The following is a 24,376-nucleotide window of genomic DNA, read 5'->3' as shown; positions in this document are numbered from 1 at the left end:
TTCAGTTCTGTCGTGAAATATCCATTTTATGTCGTGAAAATGACCAAATACGACTTTTTGATGCTAAAATAAAGAAAACTCTAACTGTGAACGGATGAACGAATATGAAAATTGGTCTTGTGGATGACCGGGAAATTGATCTTGATAAACTCAGGGGAATCGTCCAGACGATCGACGATGTGGAAGTTGTTTTTGACACTCAGTCTGCGGATGAAGCCTATATGCATATTAAAAACGAAAGCATTGACCTGTTAATTGCCGATATTGAAATGCCCAATCTCTCAGGCTATGAGCTCGCTGATATCATTCATTCCCACGCGTTGAATATTTCCGTCATTTTCGTTACAGGGAACAGCGGTTATGCCGTACATGCCTTTGAATTGAACGTGCATGATTATATATTGAAGCCTTATCCGAAAGAACGGCTCATTCAATCCATCCAGCGTCTGGAGCAAAAAACAAAATCTTCCGAAATGACAGGCCGACTATATTTGAAGCAGAAAAACGATATACATATCATTAATAAACAGGACATTATCTTTATCGAGCGGTCCGGCCGTTCAACAACGATTTACACAAAAAACGAAACGATTAAAACCTATCAGACCTTAAATGAGCTGGAAGGTGAACTCAGAGAACGTGATTTCCTCCGTTCCCACCGCTCCTTTATCATCAACATTCATTTCGTTAAAAACTTTTCCCTCTATGCTAAAAACTCCTATACTGTCACCTTCGAGGGACTGGAGGAGCAGGCAATGATCACGAAGGAAAAAGTGGAATTTCTGCAGGAAAACTATTTTTAGAGGTGAAATTCGTGCGCTATGTTTATCCGGGACTCCTGACAGTCCTTTTAACTCTTCATCTGACCATGCTCTTTCAAACACCTTTTTATGTATCAGGGCCGATTAGCCTTATCGTAATCTTGATTTTGAATTTCAAACTGCAGGGACTCAACATACAGTTGAACCTGATTATAAACATGGCATTGTGGGGACTCCAGCTGGTTCTCCTTCTTTCACAATTTGAAACAGAAAAGCTCCTGACCGGACTGATGATTCTGATCGGATCTGCCGTGATAGAAGGCTGCAGAATCTATTTTAATAAATTTATAAACACGTCTCTAAAAGAGATCTCTCTTTTAGAAGGACAGCGTGAACAGATGAATGAAACGTTTCAGATCGTACGCCAGGAACGCCATGATTTTTTAAAACACGTGTCAGCGATGCAGATCATGCTTGAAAACAACCAGTTTGAAGAAACGAAAGACTACTTCCATACACTTGTTCAGGATTATGAAAAAACGAATCTCTCAATTAAAGGAGAGCGTGGTGCCACTGCAGGAATTCTCCATCAAATGAGGCACAAGGGGGAAAAAACCGGAGTCAATGTCATCTATGATTTCGAACAGCCACTTTCTTCAATGCCCGTTCCGGATACCGATATGGTCAAACTCATCGGCAACCTGCTTTCAAACGCAATAGATGCCTCCATTGAATGGAGCAAAGAAAAGCAACAGCCCGCTTTCCTTACCCTTCAATTTCAAAAAAGAGCCGGACTTTACATCCTGACCTGTACCAATCAAAGTCTGCCCATTCCAACAGACGTTCTCGACAACCTCTATGTAAAAAGCGGCATCACTACAAAATCAGGGGCTCACGAAGGACTCGGTACCAAAATTATAAAAGAAACCGTTGCACTTCATTCAGGACATTTGGACTTTACCTACAAAAACGAAGAATTCACCGTGAAGATTAAGGTACCCGCGATCAGGTGAGACAAACCAAGTGAGGGGGGAGGTTCGCGGGATTTTGTCTGAGGTTCGAAAGATCACGCCTGGGGTTCGTAAAATAATACTGGTGGTTCGAAGAATTTGGCGGGTGTTTCCTCTGATCAGGAAAAAAGGGGACGGAGCGCCCGTTCAATTTTAAAAAAATGAACACCCGCTCCGTCCCCCAGGTTCACAGTAGTCCAGCCATCTTCAATCCATGCACAATTCCATCTTCATCAACCGCCTTCGTGACAAACTTAGCCGACTTTTTCACTTCATCCAGTCCATTGCCCATCGCAAAGCTGTTTTCAACTGCGGTTAGCATTTCGATATCGTTCAGGCCGTCACCAAAGGCGTATTGCTGCTCTGGTGCAAAGCCCATCTGTTCGATGATTTTTTCGATCCCTTTGGCCTTTGATCCGCCTTTTGGAATAATATCGACTGAGTAGCGGTGCCAGCGGATGAAATCAAATTCCCCGAAGGCTTCCCGGTAAGGTTCTTCTTCTCCTTTTTCACAAAATAACAGTGATTGATATAAATCCCGCTCACGGTAATAATGCGGGTCATGCAGCGGCACTCTGCCGATCTTCAGGGTTCCAATGCTTTCTTCAATATAGGCGTGCTCGGGTACATTGGCTTTCATATCCTGATGATCCATATAGACAACAGGATGCTCATTGCGAATCGCCTTCTTTGTTAACTCATCCAGTGCTTCCGCATTAAGTTTATTCGTATATAGCTCTTGACCTTCATATACAACGTACTGGCCGTTATAGCTGACAAATGTTTTGATCCCCAGATCCTTTCTCAGATCCTCAAACATAAACGGCGCGCGGCCTGTTGCAATAGCCACCACATGTCCTTTTTCCTGAAGATCAAAAATCGCCTGTTTTGTTGAAGCCGGAAGCTTCTTGTCGTGATCCAGCAGCGTTCCGTCAATATCAAAAAAGATGATTGATTTTTTCATCGTAACCCAACTTTCTTTTTAAACAGTTTTACGCTCCACAAGTGTAGCAGAAATTTCGGTGCTGGACACGTCAGAGCTCAGCACCTGTCTGAACAGGTTTCTTCCCATTTCCTCTAAAGGAAGGTCAAAGGTCGTAATCGACAGCATCCTTGCGATTGGATGATTATCAAAACCGATTACCGCAAGATCTTCAGGGATACGAATCCCTCTTTTCCCCGCAGCTGACATGATACCTGCCGCAACGTGATCACTTGTTACAAGCAGCGCATCAGGTTTTTTCTCAAGGTCTTGAAGCTGTTGAACTACACTATCTCCATCCTCAAGATCGTAACAGCCATCAAATATCCATTCTTCACGAAAAGGCTGACCTTTCTCTACTAAAAAATCCCGGTAAGCGGTCTCCCGGGCCAGACTGTTTGAGCCCGAACGTCTTCCAATACAATAACCGATCCGCTCATACCCCTTCTTTTTTAAATACCCGAGCGCTTCCTGAAAAATACGGTAATGGTCAACAAATGTATAAGAGATTCTTTCATCCATTTTCTCACACATCACAATCGTTCCATAAGACTGATAGGCTTCAATCACGCTCCAGTTGCACTGCCGTGAACAGAATATGAGCCCGTCCAGCTGTTTCTGCCTCAACAGCTCAAGCGCTTCAAGCTCATGATCTATTTCATAATCCGTCTGAAATAAAACAAGCTTCTTCTGGTGAACCCTTGCTTCGTGTGCCAAACCGTTCAATAAAGAGGCGAAATACGGGTGATCGATAAAGGGAAGTACAATGCCGATCATACCGGTTGTTCCCTTACTCAAATGCACAGCATTAATGTTTTTGACATAACCCACTTCCTCCATAGCCATAAGAACAGCAAGCCGTTTTTCCTGTTTCACATACGGATGCTCATTTATGACCCTTGAAACCGTTGTAACCGATACTCCCGCTTTCTTAGCCACATCACGAATATTTGCCATCCTCTCACCTCAACGAAAATAATCCTCAATCGATTCAATCGGTTGCACCTTTTCGGGTCTCACCCGGCTTCCCGAAACACAAGCCCAGTAAACTACTGCACACATTCCTGCTAAATAAAACATACGCGTCTCCCCCTTTCGTCCGTTAAACTGAACGTAAAGGATGAAACGCGTTTCAGGTCAAGCCTATTAGCCGTTTTTCTCTAAATATTTCTGAATGAGCTCCTGCGCTCTTTTTTCACCTTCATCTGTAAAAACAATAGACCTTGACTTTGATTTCAGGTTATCTCGTATCAGTTTCTCATCAGCAAGCTTATTCATCGCTCCAAAATCATAGCCCTTCCAACTCCTCTTAAAATCGGGAAAGTCATGATCGTGAAACGCTGTCAGATAAAGCAATAGAAGGGTCAGTTCCTTGATTTCCTCAAAGTTTCTCTCCATCAGAATCGCTCCTCCTTTAAAAAAAATCTCTTTTTCAGTTTATCAAATCTTCCTTCAAACTGCGAAAAGATCCACTGAATGGCGAGACCGTGAAGAATGACCCCAATAATAGAGTTGAAGATCACAAAAGCGTACATATAGCCCGACTCAATCTCAAAAAGCCTTCGTCCAAAAAACAGCAGCTGGCTGAAAATAAAGATCAGCGCGTCTTCATAAGTCGCAATGACATTATTCAGCTGCCAGATGACGATGGATTCAACCATAAAAACGCCAAAAATAACAAGGAGAATCATCAGCTTTGACGCATCACTAAGCCTATCAATGACTGGCTTTACATAGTGCTTCGTAATTGTTTTGGTCCGGAACAAATAAATAACCCTGACAATACGCGCTGTCTGAAAAAACTGATCAAATGGAATAATCGCAATGACCATAAATGGATGCTTTTTAATATAATCCCACTTTCCATCAGATCGCAAAAAGCGGACCATAAAATCCACAAAGAAAACCAGCCAGACAAGCCAATTCAGAATAGAATTGTATGGCTGATCACTCCACAGTGTCGTGATCGTAAAGATAACGAGCGCAATCATAAACGCTTCATAAAGTTTTGTTAATAGCATAGGCATCATGATCAGCTTCTTCTCTAAAATCATTTACTTTTTTACGCCATTCATCCGGCAAAAGTTTCAAGCCAATTTAAAAAGCCCAATGAGTATCTCATTGAGCCCTTTGTCAGGAGCGGTATTTAAGTGCTAACCCTTTCAGGAAATTACGCGCGTATTTGTCCCCGCATTCCTGATAATTCTTGTGTCCCTCTTTACGCAACAGGGCACTTAGTTCACCTTTTGTTACGTTCACACCCGCTGACTTGAAAATTTCTAGCATATCCTCACTTTTTAAAGCAAGCGCAATCTTCACTTTTTTTAGAAGTGCATTATTGACGCTCGACTGATTTTTAATTAACCGCTCCGGCTGCGCCGACTGCCCGGGTCTTGGTTCCTGAGGTCCACGTTTAAATACAATCAGACCATTTAAAAATGACTCCAGCATCGCATTTGTACACTTCATGTGGTCATCCGTTTCGATCGGCTCACCCCAGTCATCGTAAACCGTTTTAGTCAGGATCTTCAGCGCGTCATCCATCGTGACTTCATAGCCGCCAAGCGCAAAAATCTCTACCACTTCCTGATTTTTCAAATCCAGTGCATATCGTAAACGAACGAGAATATCGTTATTAGTCATGTGAAAACTCCTTACCTTTCATTTAAAAGGTCTCGTTGACCCTTTAAGAATTATAACATGATTGCAGTGCATTTCCCGAGTGAAATCAAAATTGCCCCCTTTCCTCATCTTTGTATGAGGAAATGAGGCAACTTATTAGACCGTTTTCATAGCACGTTTATATTGATACATCTTCTGATCAACTGTCGCATAGAGCTCATCCATCGTCATTGAGTCCTGATAATGATGATAGCCATAACTGAAGCTTAGCTGCTGTAAAAGTGGATCCTCACTCCGGCTGAGTGCCTGCCTGATATCACTTATAATTTTTTCAGCGTGCACTTGATCCTTCTCGATCACGATTACAAACTCATCACCACCAAGCCGGCACACAAAAGCATTCTTTTGACACGTTTTCTTCAGCACCTGGCCAAATGCCACTAACACTTCATCACCACGCTGATGTCCAAACTGATCATTAATTTCTTTAAAGTGATTCAAATCCATCAGCATGATAGAAAAACCTCGGTTTCCTTCTATTAAGTATTTTAAGTAGGATTCATAGCTCTGACGATTGTAAAGCTTTGTTAAGAAATCCTCTTCCGTTGTGGTTGATTCCAGAAACGTGTACGAAGCCAGAACACTCAGCACAATAGTCGTCCATGAAAAATAAAGCTTGGAATCAAATAGCTGAACCACCATCCCAATAATCGGAAGCAGGAAAAAACCGATAAAAAGTAAAACAACATAAGGATGTGTCCTTCTTCTGTTTTTCAAAACAAAAAACAGCATATATAAATAAAAACTGCCGAGCACAACATAGTGTAAGTCCTTAAAATCACCACTGCTGAAGCTGTTTCGAACCGGATCGATGTGAAAATAAACCGGATAAAACACGTTCATAATTAATACGAGAAAGGTGAGTACACTGGCTCCCTGGTAATACCACCTCTTTTTAATCCGTCCGGGATTTTTAAACAGATGATAATCCACATACGATAGCATAAATCCACCGAGTATCGGACCTAATAAAAATAAGAGAAAATTCGTTGAATACTCCAGAAAATAAGCGCCGGGAAATTGCTTACTGTCAAAGATCCAGGTTAACGGTTCCATCACAATGGCAATGGCACCGGTCAGCATGATCATCAACAACAGCGATTTACTGTAGCTCTCCACCCTTGATCTCATCCTCATGATCGCATAAAGCACAAACAAAATCGCAAGCGCAAAAATGTTAATCTGAAACTGAACAGCATATTCCACTCTCTGTCTCCTCCAATGCTGCTATGATGAAATGACCTGACCCTGCGGTAAGAATAATTCTATTATCCTACTATTTTCTTTCGAATTAAAGATAATTTTTTCAGAAATTTCACAAATTAATACATTATTATGTATCAGCACCTCTTATTTTCAGAGTAACAGCCAGCGAAATGCGCGGTGAGATCTATCTGATTGAATAAAAAAAGACCTGAATGATATCAGATCTTTTTACCAACTAACTGCCATTCTTAATAATCCCTGATCACTCTTCCACCAAAAGCCGCTTCAATATCAGGAAATTCCGTGGCAATGCTGATCAGTCTTGACAGCATATTTTCTTCCGCAATGGAGCTGAGATATAGAAATGGTAAGGGACTTTTCGTCTCTTCCGTTTCAACCGTTGAATCCATACGGTAAAACGTCAGCGCTTCTATGACGAAAGAATACAAATCCTCTTTCCAATAATCCTTCGCAAAATCCTCAAAGTTCATCGAATTCTCCTTCTTGAGCTGTCAATAAACCTCCTCATATCCACCTGTTTCACGGTCGACTATAAAGGTACGGACCGTCACTGTTTTCGGAATAAGCGGATGCTTTGTGATCAACTCTTTATTTTTTCTCATCGCTTCGTGGACATCAGACGGTCCAGCAAGCCAATTAAGTACATTATGCTGGACGGCATCCAGATAATTCAAGGTTTTTAATGTGTGTTCCGTGATGCCCGCTTCCTTCATTTTCTCAAGCAGATCATCCTGGTCATGCTGCTGCGCATTCTCTGCCAAAATATAAATGTCCTGAACACCTTCATAATAAAGGGCTAGAATCACGTTTCTCATCAAACATCCATATGGCTGTGAAATCAGGGCTCCATAGCTGTTAAAGACAAGCAGCTCCTCTGCATCGCGATTTGTAATTTCTTTAAAAGAAGATGCCAATTCCTGATCGAAATCCGTAATCACCATTGCTTTTTTTGTATCAATACGATCCATCATTCTCATCTGTTTTTCCTCCTTATTGAATCCATTTTGCGATTTCAAAATAAACAGGTATTCCAATGATCAAATTAAACGGAAATGTGATACCAAGAGACAGCCCGAGATAAATCGATGGGTTCGCCTCCGGCACAGATGTTTTTAATGCAGCAGGAGCAGCAATGTAAGAAGCACTTCCTGCTAAAACCCCCATCAGAGCAGTGCCTCCAAGTGACAAACCAACCAGGCTTCCAACCACAACACCAATCGTGCCAAACACAAGCGGCGCAACCATACCAAAGGCGAGAAGTTTGAAACCATACTGCTTAATCTCAGGCAATCTCTTACCGGCAATGAGTCCCATATTTAATAAAAACAAAATAAGTATACTGCTATATAAATCAATAAACAGTGGCTTAACAGTCGGGATCGCACTTTCTCCAAGAACCAACCCGATGAAGAGACTGCCCATCAGCAAAAGTACACTTTTACCAAACAGACTCTCTCTGATCACTTCTTTATCAATCAATCCGGTCGGGAAGGCAACAAAGCCTGCGCGCTGGGCATATCCGGTGAGCTCCTTTTTATTCTCCAGCACCTTAAGCAGCAGTAAAGAAACAAGAATGGCCGGACTTTCCATCAGCACAACAAGTGCATTCATAAATCCTTCATAGGAAGTGCCTGTCTGATCCATAAAAGCAACAGCAGCCCCGTAAGTGACAATACTGATGGACCCATAGGTAGCTGCCAGACCTATTGCGTTTTTCAAGTCCATCCCTATCATTCTCATCGCACCTAGAGTCAGTAGCGGGATGATTCCTCCCAGAAATAATGCTCCTAAAATCGGTGCGAAAACGGATTCGATCGAATAGTTCGCAAGCTCTATTCCACCTTTCAATCCAATCGCAATGAGCAGATATATACTTAATGCATCACTCAGTGCTTTTGGAAAAGCCAGATCAGACTTCACCAGCGCTGCGATGATTCCCAGCACAAAAAATAAAACAACCGGTGACAGCAAATTTTGCATCACAATCTCATTCATCGTCCTACCTCCTGGACACATAAAAGGAACCCAATAAAAAAACCGGCACTCTCAACAGGCATACAGACAATGCTGTATACATGGAAAGGCCGGTTTTTCTTTAACAGACAAACTGTCTTTTAAAGAACTCCCTCATTATTTTTCACTAAGCTTTTTCTCAAGATTTTCTGAGAGCTTAAACACCATAACCCGCTCACCCGTGACGGAGCTGATGTCGGTATAAAAGCTTGTCACTTCAACTGAAGCGATATCAAGAATGATCTGTTTCAGCGTATCAACACCTGACTCTACAAGGCCCGTGCGTGTCCTTTTAACAGAGAGCATACCGTCTAATGTTTCACACACACGGTATTCTGCAGGTGTCAAAATGCCATTCAGACAGACAATGATCATATTTCTTAAAATATCTGCCTTCACTGACACTGAACCTCTCCCGAGAAAATCCTTCTCCCACTGGGTGATCGCCTTGCTGATCTCCGCTTCAATCGAGCCCTTTGTCTTTGTCACTTTCATCACCATTTCTGCTCCCTCCAAACAAAAAACCGGCCTATCCCCAGACTAATCCCTTAGTCAGAAAATAAACCGATATATTCTAATTCCAGCTTTGATAACCTTTACGGATTTCCTCATCCCGCCAACACATGGTTAACGACCTGCTTAAATCCACTCCATCATCAAAGACAAATGTAATCTCTCGGATATTTGATTAATAATAAAATACGTTAATTTTTTTTTCGTGTCAATAGACATCACTTGATGTATTTTATTCCCACAATATCTTCAGTTTACAATTAAACAGAGGGCATTCACTCATTCAGCCCTCTCCATTAGAGCTGCTAAGGCTAAAATGTTCTAAAAAACTTTTATAATTTAAACTGCGAAACTGCTTCCTGTAACCCTTCAGACAAATGTGTTAATGACTGAGCGGAAGAAGATATTTCCTCCATTGTTGCGAGCTGTTCCTCAGTAGCAGCAGAGCTATCCTGATTTGCACCTACATTTCTCACTGCAACATCCTGGATACTCTCTATAAGTATTGAAACCTGAATGCTTAATTGCTCTACATCCTGTATGGACAACGTAACATTTTCTACTTTGCTCGATACATCTTTAATCGACTGACTGATCTGACCAAAGGATTGTTCAGCCACTTCAGTTGCTTCTACACCTTCATTAACTTTAACATTCCCTTCATCGATAAGAGAAACGGTCTTTTTCGTATCCATCTGGATATCATGAATCATTTGAGAGATTTGATCGACTGATTTTCTTGATTCCTCTGCCAGTTTCCGCACCTCATCTGCCACAACTGCAAACCCCTGACCCTGCACGCCTGCTCTTGCCGCTTCTATTGCTGCATTTAAAGCCAGCAGGTTTGTTTGATCAGCGATATCTGTAATGAGTCCAAGTATATTCCCTATTTCGTTTGAACGATTGCTTAATGAATTTATAGACATGCTCATATCACTAAACGCTGTTTTCACATCATTCATGCGATTGACAACCTGCTGAATCGACTGTATTCCTTTATCAGCCTGTTCATTCGTCATTTTTGTAGAATCACTCATTTTGATGCTGTCTGAATTGATGACTTCAACAACCTGCACCATTTTTTCCAGAGAAGCTGATACATCATTTATTTTGTTAAGCTGAACCTCTGCGCCTTCCGAATTATGCTGCGCAAGCTGGGCTAAATGTTCTGTAGCACTGGCTGTCTGCTCCGCGCTTGCTGTTAACTGCTCAGCAGATGAAGCAACCTGAATAATGGAATCCTTTGTCGTTTCGATCGTGGATTTGACGTTCGAAATTAAGTTGGTAACTGAAGCCTCCAGCACCTTAACCTCGTCTTTTGAATTCATCGTAAAATTCTCCTGTGACGTTTCCTGAAGCGTTTGAATAAATCTCTTAACAGGATTTGTAATCGCTCTTGTTAAATAAACATAGATGGCAATCGTGATCAGCAGAGCAAATACTGTAATCGCAACAATAATTAACAGACTTTGGCTGACCTGATTTTCGGTTCTCTCCCATGCATCATTTGTCAGTTTCAACGTATCTTCATAGATTAACTGATGCGTTTCCCGGTAAGAGTCAAAAGCGGCTTTCCCATCACCAATATTGGCACGGGCTTCCTCTATCTCCCCAGCCTGCACAAGGGCAATTTCTGATTCAAAAAATGTTTGTATAGCTTCAATTTTCGGCTCAGCTTCATTGATTAAACCCGCCATGATTGGATGGTTTGCAGAAAGCGAATTGATTGTTTCAAGGTTACTATTAATTTGCTCCTGTCCGGCATAATAAGGTTCTAAAAATGCTTCATCCCCGGTGACGAGGTATCCACGTATACCCGTTTCCTGATTCACAAGCGCAGTCAATATATTATTTGCTGCATTTGATAAAGGAATCGCATCATTCACAATACTGCTGCTCTCGTTTTTAATATTAAACAACCCGGCAACACTGAAAATTACAATCCCGGCAATACACAGAAAAATAGCGAGAAAACTAAACAAAATCTTTCTTCCAATCGACATCTAAAACACTCTCCCTTTAAGTAAAATATGCACCATAAGCTTCTGAAACTGATCTATGAAAACTATTGCTTAAAACTATTTGTGCAGATATTTGTCAGATGTAACAGGGAAATAGTGCTTCGTTCCGCAAAAATTTGAATCATGGGTCGTCAGACTATTTTTAAGAACAACAAAACCTACTGCTTCAATTGCAGGCGGAGTTACAGACACCAGGCAATCTAATCGTGTCAACAGGGCGCCAAATAAGTAACAACATGATTGAAGAGTAGGTTTTTTTAAGAATTTTTGTATGGAATATTTAAATGTCGGGTCATGGTGAAGGTATATTGCTTGTAGGGGTGAAGACTCTTAGAGGTATGATAATGAATGGGTAATAAACAAAATGTCGAAAAATGGTGAATAATGAAAAATACAACTCTGCGACTAATTATAGTGGATAACTAAATTTATGTAAATGTTATTTTTTATGATTATCCATCGTGTAAAAACCTTATATTTGATAAATTCGAAAGTAGAAATTTGTCAGAAGGACAACTTTAAATATGCAAATGACTTTTATTTTATTCCTCAAAACTCCAAAAGATAAACCAAAACCCCTGAATCGTTTATATAAAGAAGGATTCAGGGGTTTATTTCAAAAAATCTATCAAATAAAACAATGTTACCAAGTCAGCTTCTCTAAGTATCTGCTACAAACCCACCTTACTGGCACACTACTCCACTTTCCTCAGCATGATGCAACCAGGGTGATAATTGAAGGTGCATTCCTATCTTCTAGAAGCCCTTTTTCTTGTTTGCTTCAATTTATTTTACCTAGACAGACAAACACCTATCACTGATAATCACCCGGAGTGCCCCAGTACTCAAACTTGTTGTACAGTGGATTTGTTGAACTAAAATGAATCCAGATTGGCGCAAAGTCGAGTGCTGAATGAGCTGCAAAGAACCTTCTGTCCCCATATCTGATTGCCTCTAAAGCTAATGGCAGCTCACGTCTGAAAATGGCATCCCGTAAAGCAGTGACTTCAGGATCAAACGCTCCGTCTACATACACAGATACGTATAGAAATGGACATCCATTAGCCATTTTCCATTCCGCAAGCACTTCATCCCTCATAGCATTAACCTTCTCATAATCAAACTGCTGATTAATCGTGAGAAAAAGATCTGCAGTGATATCGGAGTGCGTTAACGTATATTTACGTCCTATGACTGGTCCCATCATGGTTAAACCATTTCCGAATTTAGCGTATAACTGTTCTGGATTGAGCTTTTTCAATCGATCAACCTCCTACTCTATACACCAGTTCACACTCACAAATTTATGTGATTCCCCAATCATGTATGTTCAATTGCATGAGCATATATAAAAAAGCATCCACTACATTTTAGTGAATGCTTAAGCATGTGATGATATTTATCTCTAACGCATCAGACTGTTGAGGTCATTTTGAAGAAGCCTGGACTTAAAAACCGACCTTCTCCAAATACAATCCCTCTGCATCAGCCATACGGCCTGTTTGAATTCTTTCTTTTGATTCAAGAATGCCAGGTATTGCGGCAGCATCTATTTCTCCTAATCCAACCTCAATTAACGTCCCGACGATTTTTCTAACCATATTATAAAGGAAGCCGTTTCCGTTTATTTTGATTTCGATAAAGCCGTCTTGTTCATGGATCTCAATTGAATATATTTCACGCACCATAGACTTTTTCTTCGACTTTGCGTTGGAATACGATGTAAAGTCATGCTCCCCAAGGAAATGCTGAGATGCTTTTCTCATTTTATTGATATCAAGCTTACCTTCTATATGCATACTGTACTTTCTCATAAAGGGATGTGTATACGGCTTATTCCAGATCTTATATAAATACGTTTTATCCTTAGCATTGTACCGGGAATGAAAACGGTCGTGCTCCAAGGTCACATCAATCACACTGATATCATGTGGAAGGTACCTGTTCAGGTACTGCATAACCTCGTTTTCAGTTGCGTGTTTACGCATCTTAAAATTCGCGATTTGAGCGAGCGCATGTACCCCGGCATCTGTTCTTCCGGAACCGATGATTTCAATCTTTTCCCCAGCAAGCTCAGTTAACACATTTTCAATTTTACCCTGAATTGTATTATCACTATTTCCGAGCCGCTGCCAGCCCTTGTATCGGCCGCCGTCATACTGAATCGTTAATTTGTAATTGTTCATAAACTCTCCTTGTTCTTTAATTATCCATTTCAACTACTCTTGCTACAGGATGCCCACACGCTGCACACTTGCCTTCTAGGACAACCCCAGCCGGATCACCGGTTATGATAAAATCTTTTATCGTCACCGCATCCAGACATTGAGAGCAGAATACATTTCCGATCAGCATTTTTCTCGTTTGTTCGGGTATTGATAGCCATTTTCTATTTGCTTCCATGGTGTCCTCCCGGGAAATTTATTTCTTTGCAAGCCAGGTTACGGATTCAATATCACCTGTTTATGAACATAGTATTTAAAAACACAGATGCAGGAAATCCCAGCACTGTCTTTTGTAATAAAGTTCTATAGCTCATTCCTGATGCTAATGCTAATTTTGCATTCGAGGCAACTGTATTCATTATTAGCTACTTTAACATTGTCTGCCTCTCACATTGTTTCAGATATAATAACGGCTGTAAATAGTCTTTTAAATAAATACTTCAGCTGGAAATGTCATCACTCTTTCCGAATAAACTTGTCTATAGCATGATCAATCCGGATTTTATCTTCAAATATGATTTAGAATGCGGTCATATAATTGCGGTAATTCAATTATTTATACAATCACTATTTAGAGTTCAAGATTAGATCACCCTGTTTAAAAAGAACCAATCAGCAGATATCTCAGATTGGTTCCTTTCAAATATTTGATTGTATACTTTTCAGCTTATCTTGGACTACTCTGCAAGATCTTCACTATCGTTATCATTTTAAATTAAGATACTGACCATAATGGCTGTAATAAAGCTTGCCAGGGTTCCTGCCACAATGGCTTTGAGGCTTAATTTGGATACAGTTTTTTGTTGGCTGGGCTCAAGGGAACCTAATCCAACAATTAATTGCCCAATGGATGACAGGTTGGCGAAATTACAAAGTGCAACTGTTAGAATGGCCACTGTCTTTGGTGTTAGATCATTCATGAGTGAAGACAGCTCGTTGAACGCGACAAATTCGTTAACAGAAAGCTTGGTGCCTATAATAGAGGCTGCCTTAAATGCTTCATCCATCGGAATGCCAATCAACAGCGCCAAAGGAAAGAAGATATAGCCAAAGACAGTGGAAAGATCTGTATTAAGCAGACCAAGCAGACCGTTAATCAGCGCGAGAATTCCCATAAAAGCAATCAGGAGCCCTCCAATATTGATGGCTAGCCTGGTTCCGTTTAATGCACCATCTGAAATGGCTTCGAAAACATTGGTATGCGTGGTTTTACCTAGAGAGATGTTGCCATTTGTCTGCGATTCCTCTGTTTCAGGCTCCATTATTTTGGCAATGACAAGGGAAACAATAGGCACGCTGAAAACAGAAAGAAGCAGCAGTTTCATATCAATTCCCATTAATGAATACCCTATTAATATTGCCCCGCTTGCCGATGCAGTTCCTCCAACCATCACAGCAAAAACCTCTGAGCGGGTTAACTTGCTTAAATATGGCTTGATCAATAATGGAGCTTCCACTAAGCCTAAAAAGGAGTTGCCGATCGCATTGAACGATTCCACCTTTGTTGTACCTAAAATTTTGCCGAGCCCAATCCCAATATATCTCACAAAGAGGGGAATGATACGCAAATAATAGAGAGCAGAAATGACTGCAGAAATAAAAACGATCGCGCCTAAAACATTAATCGCAAAGACGAAAGTAATGTTCGTCCCTTCCTCGAAAAAGCCTCCGAAGACGAACATAATTCCTTCGGTGCTGTAATCAATGACCTCCTGAACACCAAGCGCGGCCTTATTCAGAATGGTTTGTCCAAAGGGAACCTTCAAAACGAACAAAACAAGCAGAAATTCAAGAACAATCCCTATAATAACAATGCGCCAATTAATAGCAGAACGCTTGCTGCTCCAAAGCCATGCCAAAAACAAGACTCCTATCAATGAAAAAACGCCATAAATAATACTCAAAGCAAGATACCTCCAGGTGATATGTTCACTCCAATAATTACTTATACATCTACTTCGTCGTATGATGTCTGACCACTTACAAAAAAGAAAAAAGCGTATGTGACCTTCTCCCAATATAAAGAAAGCCCCATACACTTTTTACATGCATAGAATGACTTTCCTTATAGTCCGGCAATTTAAGGTTGCCAGGTAGAGACTTATGGTCCATATCACCATAGATATATAAGGAATTCATATGAAGTTTATTTTGAGACTTTAACATGAACAATAACTTTTGCACAATATGAAATCTTAAAGATTATATATTGCGAAAGTTCACACGATCAATAGAGTAGAAATGACTGTGGTTCTGTAATAGCAAGCCAATTAACAGTCAGGCAAGTTTCTAAACCCACAAAAAACCTCTGTATGTTTAAGAGAAACAGCAAAAAAATTCCTTAAACAAAGACAACATTCCTTCTTTTGCACAAGTTGGTTGAAAAAGATTACTCAGGACAATAAGAGTGTATTTTATATTCGCTCAATACACTTTTTGGACAATCTAAAAAGGCAACACCATAAAGGTTAGTTGCCTTTTTGAAATATCACTAAAATTCCCTGCTTAGCTCTTTTTATCAAATTGAAACCTGGAAGTGTTTATTGCATACATATTAATTAGCTATCCTTTTAAAACGAGTTGCGCCACACACTCAACATGGCTCGTCTGCGGAAACATATCAACAGGCTGCACTTCCTTCGTCTCGTACCCGCCGTCTTCCAGAATTCTCAGATCGCGGGCAAGGGTGGCGGGGTTACAGGAGACATAGACGACCCGCTTTGGCTGCATGGCAAGAATCGTGTCAAGCAGTGCCTGGTCACAGCCTTTGCGTGGCGGATCGACGACGATGACGACTGCTTTATTGCCTTCTTCATGCCACGCAGGAATCACTTCCTCTGCCGGGCCCGCTTTAAATGACGTATTCGTAAATCCGTTCAGTTCAGCATTGGCTTTTGCATCCTCAATCGCCTGTTCAACAATCTCCACGCCAAAAACATGCTTCGCTTTTTGTGCGAGAAAGAGTGAGATCGTGCCTATTCCGCAATAAGCATCAATGACAGATTCCTCACCATTAAGCTGGGCGTATTCAAGTGCTTTTTTATAAAGAACCTCAGTTTGAATAGGATTAATCTGATAAAAGCTGCGGGCGGAAATGGCGAAACGGACATCCCCGATTGAATCGTAAATCACGTCTCTTCCCCAAAGCGTTCTATTTTTATTTCCTAAAATGACGTTTGTTTTCTGATCGTTAATATTGTGCACAACTGAAGTGAGTCCTTCAATTTGATCGCGAAGCACTTCCACCAGTTCATCAGCGTGAGGCAGATTTTTTGTTCTCGTAACAAGGACAACCATCACTTCGCCGGATGTGCGGCCATAACGGATCACGACATGTCTTAAAATGCCTTTATGACGGGCTTCATCGTATGGAGTGATACCAAATTTCTCCGCCTCTTTTTTCACCAGGTTCATCACCTGATCGCTGACCTGCTCCTGAATGATACATTCATTTACATCAATAATGTCGTGACTTCTCTGTGCATAAAAGCCTGCGATCACACGGCCATTTTCAATCCCGACAGGAACCTGACTTTTATTGCGGTAGCGCCACGGATCTTCCATTCCGAGCGTTGGATGAACAGTTACACCGTTTAACTTGCCAATCCGCTCAAGTACATCTTCAACCTGCTTTTGCTTCGCCTTCAGCTGACCTTCATAGCTCAGGTGCTGCAACTGACAGCCTCCACATTTGTAATACACTGGACATGGCGGTTCAACACGGTCTTCACTCGGTTCAAGATTTTCCATCAGACGGCCAAACCCGAAATTTTTTGTTGTTTTAACAACCTTAGTTTTCACCTTTTCACCAGGAAGAGCGAGCGGGATAAAGAGCGGATACCCTTCCACTTTTCCAACACCATGTCCTTCATGGGTTAAGTCTTCTATTGTTACGATATATTCTTCGTTTTTTTGAACAGGTAAAGCCTGTTTTTTCGTCATGATTCATCGTCCTTTATGTTAGAATCGCTGCCCATTATTGTAGCATACTTTCGGACGATAAGGGATTTAGTTTCAACCTGTCGGAAATAGGGAATAACATATTTACCATTTTAACCTTGATTTTTTATTGCATGGACTGTAGAATGGAGAAACTATTCTTTTTATTCAAATAATTCTAAAAAAAGGAGGAAGCAGTATGGGACAATCACCTATCGTAACAAGAAAGGTACTTGCTTACATTACACGCGAACGGAACGGACAGACGGAACTGCTGGTCTTTTCACAACAGGATCCATCAGCTGGCCTCCAGGTGCCAGGCGGAGGCGTTGAGGATGACGAACTGCTGATTGATGCACTGTATCGCGAGGTTGAAGAAGAAAGCGGACTGAAGCGTGATGAGCTTCAGCTGCAGGGAAAGCTGCATAAGCAGATGTACTATTCAGAAGACCGCTCTAAATACTATGAGCGCAACTTCTTTCATCTATCTCTCACCCGTCCGGCAGATGATGAGTGGGACTACGTTGTGGACGGTGACGGCGAGGATGGCGGCATGAAATTCCACTTTGAATGGCGTCCTCTTCACGAAGCCTCCAAGCTCGCAGCCGATATGGATAATGCCGTTGAGTGGATTTATCAGTAAAACAAACCCCTGCCTGATTGATCAGGCGGGGGTTTTAGTTTGTTTAATTTCTATATCGGATAAGTTTTTTCTAAAGGCGTGTACTTGCATCGATTGGACATTTCACACCTCAATAAACGTATAAAAACCCGGCCATCACGCCGGGTTTTCCTGGTCTTCATCATCAATAATACTATTCTTCAGCACTACATTCTTATCCTCATCCACACGATCCTCTTTACGAAGCTGATCAAGTGGCGCAAACACGTTAATGTGGCGGTACAAATTCTGGAATTCAGCCGGCAGCAGCCCGCCAAACTCCCCGTCGAGATTCAGCTGAACCATTTCAGGTGACATGACCTTAATATGGTTTGCTTTAATATACTCCAGATGCGGATCGTTCAGATGCTCTCCGCGAAGGGCAAGTGAAATGATCCGGATCGTTTCTGCGAGATTTGTTTTCTTTAAAAACATCAGTGTAAAAAGTCCATCGTTAATGGAGGAATCCGGCGCAAGCTTCTCAAAGCCGCCGACCGAGTTTGTCAGACCGATTAAAAACAGCATTACTTCCCCTTCAAATACTTTCCCGTCATATTCAATACGAACGTGTGTCGGCTTGAAGGATGGCAGCATTTCAATCCCTTTTAGGTAATAAGCCAGCTGTCCCAAAACGGTTTTCAGCTTACTTGGCACCTCATAAGTGAGCTCTGTCATCCGGCCACCACCGGCAATATTGATAAAGTATTTTTCATTCATCCGTCCAACATCAACCGGAATCGTGTCACCCTTTATGATGATATCAAGCGCTTTTTCAATATCCCGAGGGATGTGAAGAGCGCGTGCAAAATCATTGGTTGTTCCCATTGGAATCAGACCAATTTTCGGACGGTTTGGCTTTTCTGCAATGCCATTGATCACTTCATTCAGCGTGCCGTCACCACCGGCTGCAATCACAAGATCGTAGCCGCGTTCCACCGCAATGGCGGCCGCGTTCGTCGCATCACCTGCACCCGTTGTGGCGTGACAGGACGTCTCGTATCCAGCCTGTTCAAGTTTCATTAATACCTCCGGCAGATGCTTTCTGAAAAGCTCTCTGCCTGAAGTCGGATTATAAATAATTCGTGCTCGTTTCATGATATTCAGCCTGCCTTTTTCATAATCGATCAGTTACAAGCATGTTTTCTTCTGATCAGCTGTAAGCATACTTATAAAATTATAGTCTCTTTTATCAATATGTAAACAAAAAAGAATAAGCCAGCTCCCTGACTTATTCTTATCATACCGCTAAATGACGTTATTTACCACAATTAGCTTAATGTCTGTTTAAGCTCTTCATATACTTCATTCCAGAAATCCTCCCGCTCAGTGTAAGCAGCCGTTAACTGCTTAATCATCAGGCTTTGTCCGTCTTTAAATGCCGGATCTTCCTGCGCAGGAAGGTTGGATCTTGCCTCATCGACAAATGATTGAACTTTTTCAGCCCGCGGCCCCCATTTAGCCACTTCCTCTCCGTTTTCATCTATAAAGATAAAAATCGGAATCGCACGCGATGTTCCGTTTGTTAAATATTGATCCATCAGTTCAAGGTTGCTGTCACGGAGCAGAAAGCGGACCTCCATTCCAGACTGTTCAGCTAGCTTAAGCAAAACAGGATTATTCATCATCGCATCGCCGCACCAGTCTTCTGTCAGGACAATCGCTTTAAGATTTTTTTCTTTCAGTTGATCAAAAAAAGTCTGATCTTCAGGTAGCTTAAATTCATCGTACACTTTTTGCATATTTTCTTTGTGGGATTCCATCTGATCGATGTATTGCTCAGAAGTCAGCCCTTTTTCGAACCATTCGTTTAATTTTGTCATGTTAATCACCTCTTTTTTAAGAATCGCATATTTTGAATCGGAGGTCGAATGATTGGTTTGATGGATGTGGGTACGAGAAATAGCTATGGATTAAAAAGCCGGGTGGGAGCGATCCTTCCCTTTCCGCGGCCGCGCAATAAGCCCGCTAAATTCTCAGAGAGTTGTTAAATAATCTTATATGTTGTTAAATACCCTCAAAAAGTTGTCTAATAATCCATAAAAGTTGTTAAATAAACAATAACCCACCCCCCCATCCCCATTTCACACTCAAAAAAAACGACCTGGAGCCCACTCTCCAGGTCGTTTTGAAGTATTCACATATAGCTTGGAAATTAGCGCTTTTTGATTTCCTGCATCAGGATTTTGTTGACCATTGGCGGGTTGGCCTGGCCTTTTGATGCTTTCATGATTTGACCCACAAGGAAACCGATGGCACGATCTTTACCGTTTTTGAAGTCTTCGATGGACTGAGGGTTGTTGTCGAGCGCTTCTGTTACGAATGCCAGCAGCTGTCCCTCATCCGAAATTTGTACAAGGCCTTTGTCTTTGACGATTTTGTTTGGATCGCCGCCGTTTTCGATCAGTTCTTTGAAGACTTTTTTGGCAATTTTAGATGAAATCGTGCCATCTTCAATAAGTTTGATCATGCCGGCTAAGCCCTGTGGTGTTAGAGCAGTATCGTTAAGCTCTTTCTGCTCGGCGTTCAGGTAGGCGGACACTTCACCCATCAGCCAGTTGGATGAAAGCTTTGCGTCTGCTCCCTGCTGAAGTGTTGCTTCAAAGAAATCGGACATTTCTTTTGTCAGTGTCAGTACCATTGCGTCATACGCAGGGAGACCAAGCTCTTCCACATAACGTTTTTTACGTGCATCCGGAAGCTCAGGAATCGTCTGACGGACGCTTTCCTTCCACTCTTCATCAATGTAAAGAGAGACAAGGTCCGGTTCCGGGAAGTAACGGTAATCGTCCGATCCTTCTTTGACACGCATCAGCAGTGTTTTGCCTGTTGATTCGTCAAAACGGCGTGATTCCTGACGGATTTCTCCGCCTGATAGAAGCACTTCTTCCTGACGTTTTTCTTCAAACTCAAGACCCTTTTTAACAAAGTTAAAGGAGTTCAGGTTTTTAAGCTCTGTTTTTGTACCGAATTCTTCCTGTCCGACTGGACGAAGGGAAATATTCGCATCACAGCGCAGTGATCCTTCTTCCATTTTACAGTCTGAAACGCCTGTGTACTGGATGATGGATTTGATTTTTTCAAGGTAAGCGTAAGCTTCAGCCGGCGTTCTTAAATCCGGCTCTGAAACGATCTCAATCAGCGGCGTTCCCTGACGGTTGTAGTCTACAAGAGAATAACCCTTGTCTGTGTGTGTCAGTTTACCAGCGTCTTCTTCTAGGTGAAGACGGGTAATGCCGATTTTTTTCGTGTAACCGTCTACTTCAATTTCAATCCAGCCATGTTCACCGATTGGCTGGTCAAATTGAGAAATCTGATAGGCCTTCGGATTATCCGGATAGAAATAGTTTTTGCGGTCAAACTTCGTGTGATCAGCAATCTGGCAGTTCAGCGCCATCGCTGCTTTCATTCCCCAGTCGACTGCACGGCGGTTGATCACCGGTAAAACACCCGGGTACCCAAGGTCAATCACATTTGTATTTGTGTTCGGCTCCGCACCAAAATGAGCAGGTGCAGGAGAGAACATTTTAGAATCTGTTTTTAATTCAACGTGAACTTCTAGTCCAATAATGGTTTCAAAGTTTGTCATGGTTTCTCCCTCCTACAGCTCCGGCTTTAATTTATGATGCTCTGTTGCCTGTTCAAAGGCATGTGCCACACGATATACCGTGCTCTCATCAAAATGCTTTCCGATGATTTGAAGTCCAAGCGGAAGTCCCTCAGAAGAAAGACCAGCCGGAACAGAAATACCCGGTACGCCTGCAAGGTTTACAGGAATCGTCAGGATATCATTCGCATACATCGTCAGCGGATCATTGATTTGCTCGCCGATCTTAAAGGCCGGTGTAGGAGTTGTCGGACCAACAACTACATCATAATTTTCAAAAATATTTTCAAAGTCCTGCTTAATTAATGTACGGACTTTTTGGGCTTTCTTATAGTAAGCATCATAATAGCCTGAGCTTAACGCATACGTTCCAAGCATGATACGGCGTTTTACTTCGTCACCGAAGCCTTCTGCGCGCGTCTTTTTATAAAGATCGATCAGATTTTCAGCATTGTCCGCACGGTAGCCGTAACGGATCCCGTCAAAACGGGCAAGGTTTGCGGATGCTTCTGATGAAGACAGCAGGTAGTACGTTGCAACACCATATTTAGAGTGAGGCAGTGACACTTCATCAATCGTTGCGCCAAGTCCTTCAAGCACCTTAAGCGCTTCGCGGACATTCTGACGTACTTCCTCGCTGACACCTTCACCAAGATATTCTTTCGGTACCGCTACCTTCAAACCTTTAATATCACCGGTTAAGGCACTGCGATACTTTGGAACATCTACATTTGCAGAAGTTGAATCATTTGGATCCAGACCCGCAATCGCCTCTAAAAGATAAGCATTGTCTTCTACATTACGTGTAATTGGACCGATCTGGTCAAGTGATGAAGCAAATGCGATCAGACCGAAACGGGATACCCGTCCGTATGTCGGCTTTAACCCAACGACACCGCAGAAAGAAGCCGGTTGACGGATGGATCCGCCTGTATCTGACCCTAATGAGAATGGTACTTCCCCGGCTGCAACAGATGCAGCGGAACCACCTGAAGAACCACCAGGAACTGCATCCAGGTTCCACGGGTTGCGCGTTTTAGCAAAATGCGAGTTCTCTGTTGAAGATCCCATCGCAAATTCATCCATATTTAATTTTCCAATTGTAATCGCATCAGCAGCGTGAAGCTTATCAGCCACTGTTGCATTATAGATCGGATCAAAGTTTCCAAGAATTTTACTCGCAGCCGTTGTGCGAAGCTCTTTCGTCACGATATTATCCTTCACACCAATCGGCATTCCGAATAATAATCCTTCTGAATCAGAAGAAAGCTTTTTCTGAAGCTCCTCTGCACGCGCAAGGGCACGCTCTTCATCAAGTGTTAGAAAAGCCTGAACCTGACCATCTACATCCGCAATCCGTTTATACGATTCACGAACAAGATCCGTAACGGTAATCTCTTTCTTATGTAACAGATCCTGAAGATCAGCAAGCTTGTGATCAAATAAAGACATGAGTGGCCCTCCCTATTCCAAAATAGTCGGCACCTTCACCTGGCCATCCTGGTGATCCGGTGCATTCTTTAGTACATTTTCGCGCGGCAGTCCATCGACTGACTTATCTTCACGCATAATATTCTTCATTTCAAGAACATGCGTTGTCGGTTCAACGTGATCTGTATCAAGCTCATTCAGCTGCTCAGCAAATGTAATAATCGCACCAAGCTGGTAAGCAAACTTCGCTGCTTCCTCTTCAGTGATGTTCAAGCGCGCCAAATGGGCAACGTGTTTCACTTCATCTGTCGTAATTTTCGTCATTGTGACTCACCTCCGTGTATGTTCGAACACTCACAATACTGTTTATCATACCAAAAAGTGTGACAGAGAGGCAACCGGGGGACGGAGCGGCTGTTCCTTTTCAGAAAAAAGAACAGCCGCTCCGTCCCCCAAAAAGAAAAGCACCCGGAAAATCATCCCGGGTACTTCTCTCAGGCAGCCTGCTTTTTGTCACCTGTTGCTATTTTAAATAGAAGAAACAGGATTATTTGAATAATCGCTCCCAAAAGGACGGTGCTGCTCCATTGTCTGCATTACGTTTTGGCAGTGTGATGGTTTCTTTATCCACGGCATCAGGATGTGACAGGACAAGCCCGTACTCAGAGTTGTGTTCTTTGTTGGTCACTACCTGATACGAAACGCCATGCCTGTCAGCAAGCTGAATATATTTCGAGATAAAACGGTAGCTCATATTGCCATTTAAAAACAGCTTTAATTCTTTATGGTTTTTCATCGCTTCTTCAATTTCCGGGTAGACTTCAGATTCTCTAATCTGATTTTGATACAATGCGTATTCAATCCGTTCACGAATCGAGGTCAGGTACATTCTTCTTTCATCAGGCAGCGTCTCTCTGGCACCATAGATTCCTTCCTGAAGATAATCATCTACATTGCGTTTACCTTGCGCCATGCTGTCACCCTTTCCTTTTAACCTTTTTCTATTGTATAAAAAATTGCGCTTTTTTGCATGCTTGAAGACCCAGGTGGACGGAGCGCCCGTTCTTTTCGGTGAAAAAGAACGGGCGCTCCGTCCACCTTACAAACCCGTGACAAAGATGACAAATCGCTTGCAGAAAACGCCGGAAGCCTAGTAAAATAAAGGTATTATAAATATTCAGAATAGTTTTACTTTTATTTTTTGAAAAATCGCTGTATCCCTTATGTTTTATAGGGTCTGAGGCTATTTTACCAATTTGTATCCAGTTTAGATTGCTTGAATCCTGGTTATTTATTTGTTAGGTTTA

Annotated in this window: 25 protein-coding genes and 1 riboswitch; of the genes, 3 read left to right on the top strand and 22 right to left on the bottom strand. The window is 41.9% G+C overall.

The window, feature by feature from the left end:
• Positions 1–104 precede the first annotated feature (104 nt).
• Positions 105–803, top strand: a complete 699-nt coding sequence (locus E2491_RS03855) for a LytR/AlgR family response regulator transcription factor (RefSeq protein WP_134372943.1) — start codon at positions 105–107, stop codon at positions 801–803.
• Positions 804–961: 158 nt separating this feature from the next.
• Positions 962–1,774, top strand: a complete 813-nt coding sequence (locus E2491_RS03850) for a sensor histidine kinase (protein WP_166805777.1) — start codon at positions 962–964, stop codon at positions 1,772–1,774.
• Between the two features lie 184 nt (positions 1,775–1,958).
• On the opposite strand, the gene E2491_RS03845 is transcribed toward E2491_RS03850, so the two are convergent.
• From E2491_RS03845 to rlmD, 16 genes are all read right to left on the bottom strand, one after another.
• Positions 1,959–2,735 (bottom strand): Cof-type HAD-IIB family hydrolase, encoded by a 777-nt coding sequence (locus E2491_RS03845; RefSeq protein WP_134372937.1) that lies wholly within the window; start codon positions 2,733–2,735, stop codon positions 1,959–1,961.
• A gap of 18 nt (positions 2,736–2,753) precedes the next feature.
• Positions 2,754–3,710 (bottom strand): LacI family DNA-binding transcriptional regulator, encoded by a 957-nt coding sequence (locus E2491_RS03840; protein ID WP_134372934.1) that lies wholly within the window; start codon positions 3,708–3,710, stop codon positions 2,754–2,756.
• 189 nt (positions 3,711–3,899) lie between these two features.
• On the bottom strand, positions 3,900–4,151 hold the full coding sequence (locus E2491_RS03835; RefSeq protein WP_134372932.1) for a DUF6429 family protein: 252 nt from the start codon (positions 4,149–4,151) through the stop codon (positions 3,900–3,902).
• Positions 4,151–4,783 (bottom strand): transporter, encoded by a 633-nt coding sequence (locus E2491_RS03830; protein WP_244093874.1) that lies wholly within the window; start codon positions 4,781–4,783, stop codon positions 4,151–4,153. The genes E2491_RS03835 and E2491_RS03830 overlap by 1 nt, the downstream gene beginning before the upstream one ends.
• Positions 4,784–4,886: 103 nt before the next feature.
• Entirely contained in the window at positions 4,887–5,396 is a 510-nt protein-coding gene (locus tag E2491_RS03825) for a YehS family protein (RefSeq protein ID WP_134372929.1), read from the bottom strand.
• A gap of 135 nt (positions 5,397–5,531) precedes the next feature.
• Complete coding sequence (locus E2491_RS03820; protein WP_134372926.1) at positions 5,532–6,641, bottom strand: GGDEF domain-containing protein; 1,110 nt, start codon at positions 6,639–6,641, stop codon at positions 5,532–5,534.
• A 248-nt stretch (positions 6,642–6,889) separates the two neighbouring features.
• Positions 6,890–7,132, bottom strand: a complete 243-nt coding sequence (locus tag E2491_RS03815; protein ID WP_134372923.1) for a DUF6407 family protein — start codon at positions 7,130–7,132, stop codon at positions 6,890–6,892.
• A gap of 21 nt (positions 7,133–7,153) precedes the next feature.
• Entirely contained in the window at positions 7,154–7,639 is a 486-nt protein-coding gene (locus E2491_RS03810) for a carbonic anhydrase (RefSeq protein WP_134372920.1), read from the bottom strand.
• Between the two features lie 13 nt (positions 7,640–7,652).
• Positions 7,653–8,657 carry a sodium-dependent bicarbonate transport family permease gene (locus tag E2491_RS03805; protein WP_134372917.1) on the bottom strand — a complete coding sequence of 335 codons (1,005 nt, stop codon included), beginning with the start codon at positions 8,655–8,657 and terminating at the stop codon, positions 7,653–7,655.
• 135 nt (positions 8,658–8,792) lie between these two features.
• Complete coding sequence (locus tag E2491_RS03800; RefSeq protein ID WP_134373005.1) at positions 8,793–9,164, bottom strand: Na-translocating system protein MpsC family protein; 372 nt, start codon at positions 9,162–9,164, stop codon at positions 8,793–8,795.
• A 356-nt stretch (positions 9,165–9,520) separates the two neighbouring features.
• Positions 9,521–11,191, bottom strand: a complete 1,671-nt coding sequence (locus tag E2491_RS03795) for a methyl-accepting chemotaxis protein (RefSeq protein ID WP_134372914.1) — start codon at positions 11,189–11,191, stop codon at positions 9,521–9,523.
• Between the two features lie 832 nt (positions 11,192–12,023).
• Positions 12,024–12,470, bottom strand: coding sequence for a staygreen family protein (locus tag E2491_RS03790; RefSeq protein ID WP_134372911.1), 447 nt, complete (start codon positions 12,468–12,470; stop codon positions 12,024–12,026).
• Positions 12,471–12,657: 187 nt separating this feature from the next.
• Positions 12,658–13,395, bottom strand: coding sequence for a tRNA pseudouridine(38-40) synthase TruA (truA, locus tag E2491_RS03785; RefSeq protein WP_134372908.1), 738 nt, complete (start codon positions 13,393–13,395; stop codon positions 12,658–12,660).
• Between the two features lie 16 nt (positions 13,396–13,411).
• Complete coding sequence (locus E2491_RS03780; RefSeq protein ID WP_134372905.1) at positions 13,412–13,612, bottom strand: hypothetical protein; 201 nt, start codon at positions 13,610–13,612, stop codon at positions 13,412–13,414.
• Between the two features lie 532 nt (positions 13,613–14,144).
• Positions 14,145–15,293, bottom strand: coding sequence for a NupC/NupG family nucleoside CNT transporter (locus E2491_RS03775; protein WP_244093873.1), 1,149 nt, complete (start codon positions 15,291–15,293; stop codon positions 14,145–14,147).
• Between the two features lie 189 nt (positions 15,294–15,482).
• A riboswitch (purine riboswitch) is annotated at positions 15,483–15,584 on the bottom strand.
• A 412-nt stretch (positions 15,585–15,996) separates the two neighbouring features.
• Positions 15,997–17,376 carry a 23S rRNA (uracil(1939)-C(5))-methyltransferase RlmD gene (gene rlmD, locus E2491_RS03770; RefSeq protein WP_134372899.1) on the bottom strand — a complete coding sequence of 460 codons (1,380 nt, stop codon included), beginning with the start codon at positions 17,374–17,376 and terminating at the stop codon, positions 15,997–15,999.
• 196 nt (positions 17,377–17,572) lie between these two features.
• Between rlmD and E2491_RS03765 the strand changes: the two genes are divergently transcribed.
• Positions 17,573–18,016: an NUDIX hydrolase gene (locus E2491_RS03765; protein ID WP_134372896.1), complete on the top strand. Its 444-nt coding sequence runs from the start codon at positions 17,573–17,575 to the stop codon at positions 18,014–18,016.
• 135 nt (positions 18,017–18,151) lie between these two features.
• Here the strand turns inward: E2491_RS03765 and E2491_RS03760 are convergent, their stop codons facing one another.
• From E2491_RS03760 to E2491_RS03735, 6 genes are all read right to left on the bottom strand, one after another.
• The gene (locus tag E2491_RS03760; protein ID WP_134372893.1) at positions 18,152–19,129 is read right to left on the bottom strand and encodes a diacylglycerol kinase; all 978 of its coding nucleotides are present in this window, start codon (positions 19,127–19,129) and stop codon (positions 18,152–18,154) included.
• A 173-nt stretch (positions 19,130–19,302) separates the two neighbouring features.
• A complete protein-coding gene (locus E2491_RS03755; protein WP_134372890.1) occupies positions 19,303–19,854 on the bottom strand; it encodes a thioredoxin family protein in 552 nt (183 codons plus the stop codon).
• 332 nt (positions 19,855–20,186) lie between these two features.
• On the bottom strand, positions 20,187–21,620 hold the full coding sequence (gene gatB / locus E2491_RS03750) for an Asp-tRNA(Asn)/Glu-tRNA(Gln) amidotransferase subunit GatB (RefSeq protein ID WP_134372887.1): 1,434 nt from the start codon (positions 21,618–21,620) through the stop codon (positions 20,187–20,189).
• Between the two features lie 12 nt (positions 21,621–21,632).
• Positions 21,633–23,090, bottom strand: coding sequence for an Asp-tRNA(Asn)/Glu-tRNA(Gln) amidotransferase subunit GatA (gatA, locus tag E2491_RS03745; RefSeq protein WP_134372884.1), 1,458 nt, complete (start codon positions 23,088–23,090; stop codon positions 21,633–21,635).
• 12 nt (positions 23,091–23,102) lie between these two features.
• Entirely contained in the window at positions 23,103–23,393 is a 291-nt protein-coding gene (gene gatC, locus E2491_RS03740; protein ID WP_134372881.1) for an Asp-tRNA(Asn)/Glu-tRNA(Gln) amidotransferase subunit GatC, read from the bottom strand.
• A gap of 223 nt (positions 23,394–23,616) precedes the next feature.
• Entirely contained in the window at positions 23,617–24,042 is a 426-nt protein-coding gene (locus tag E2491_RS03735) for a YueI family protein (RefSeq protein WP_134372878.1), read from the bottom strand.
• Positions 24,043–24,376 lie beyond the last annotated feature (334 nt).

Origin of the sequence: Jeotgalibacillus sp. R-1-5s-1 (genome assembly GCF_004405105.1) — a bacterium.
In the GTDB taxonomy this organism is placed as follows: domain Bacteria; phylum Bacillota; class Bacilli; order Bacillales; family Jeotgalibacillaceae; genus Jeotgalibacillus.
The sequence above is the reverse complement of the archived record's forward strand: the minus strand, read 5'-3'. Positions and strand labels throughout refer to the sequence as shown.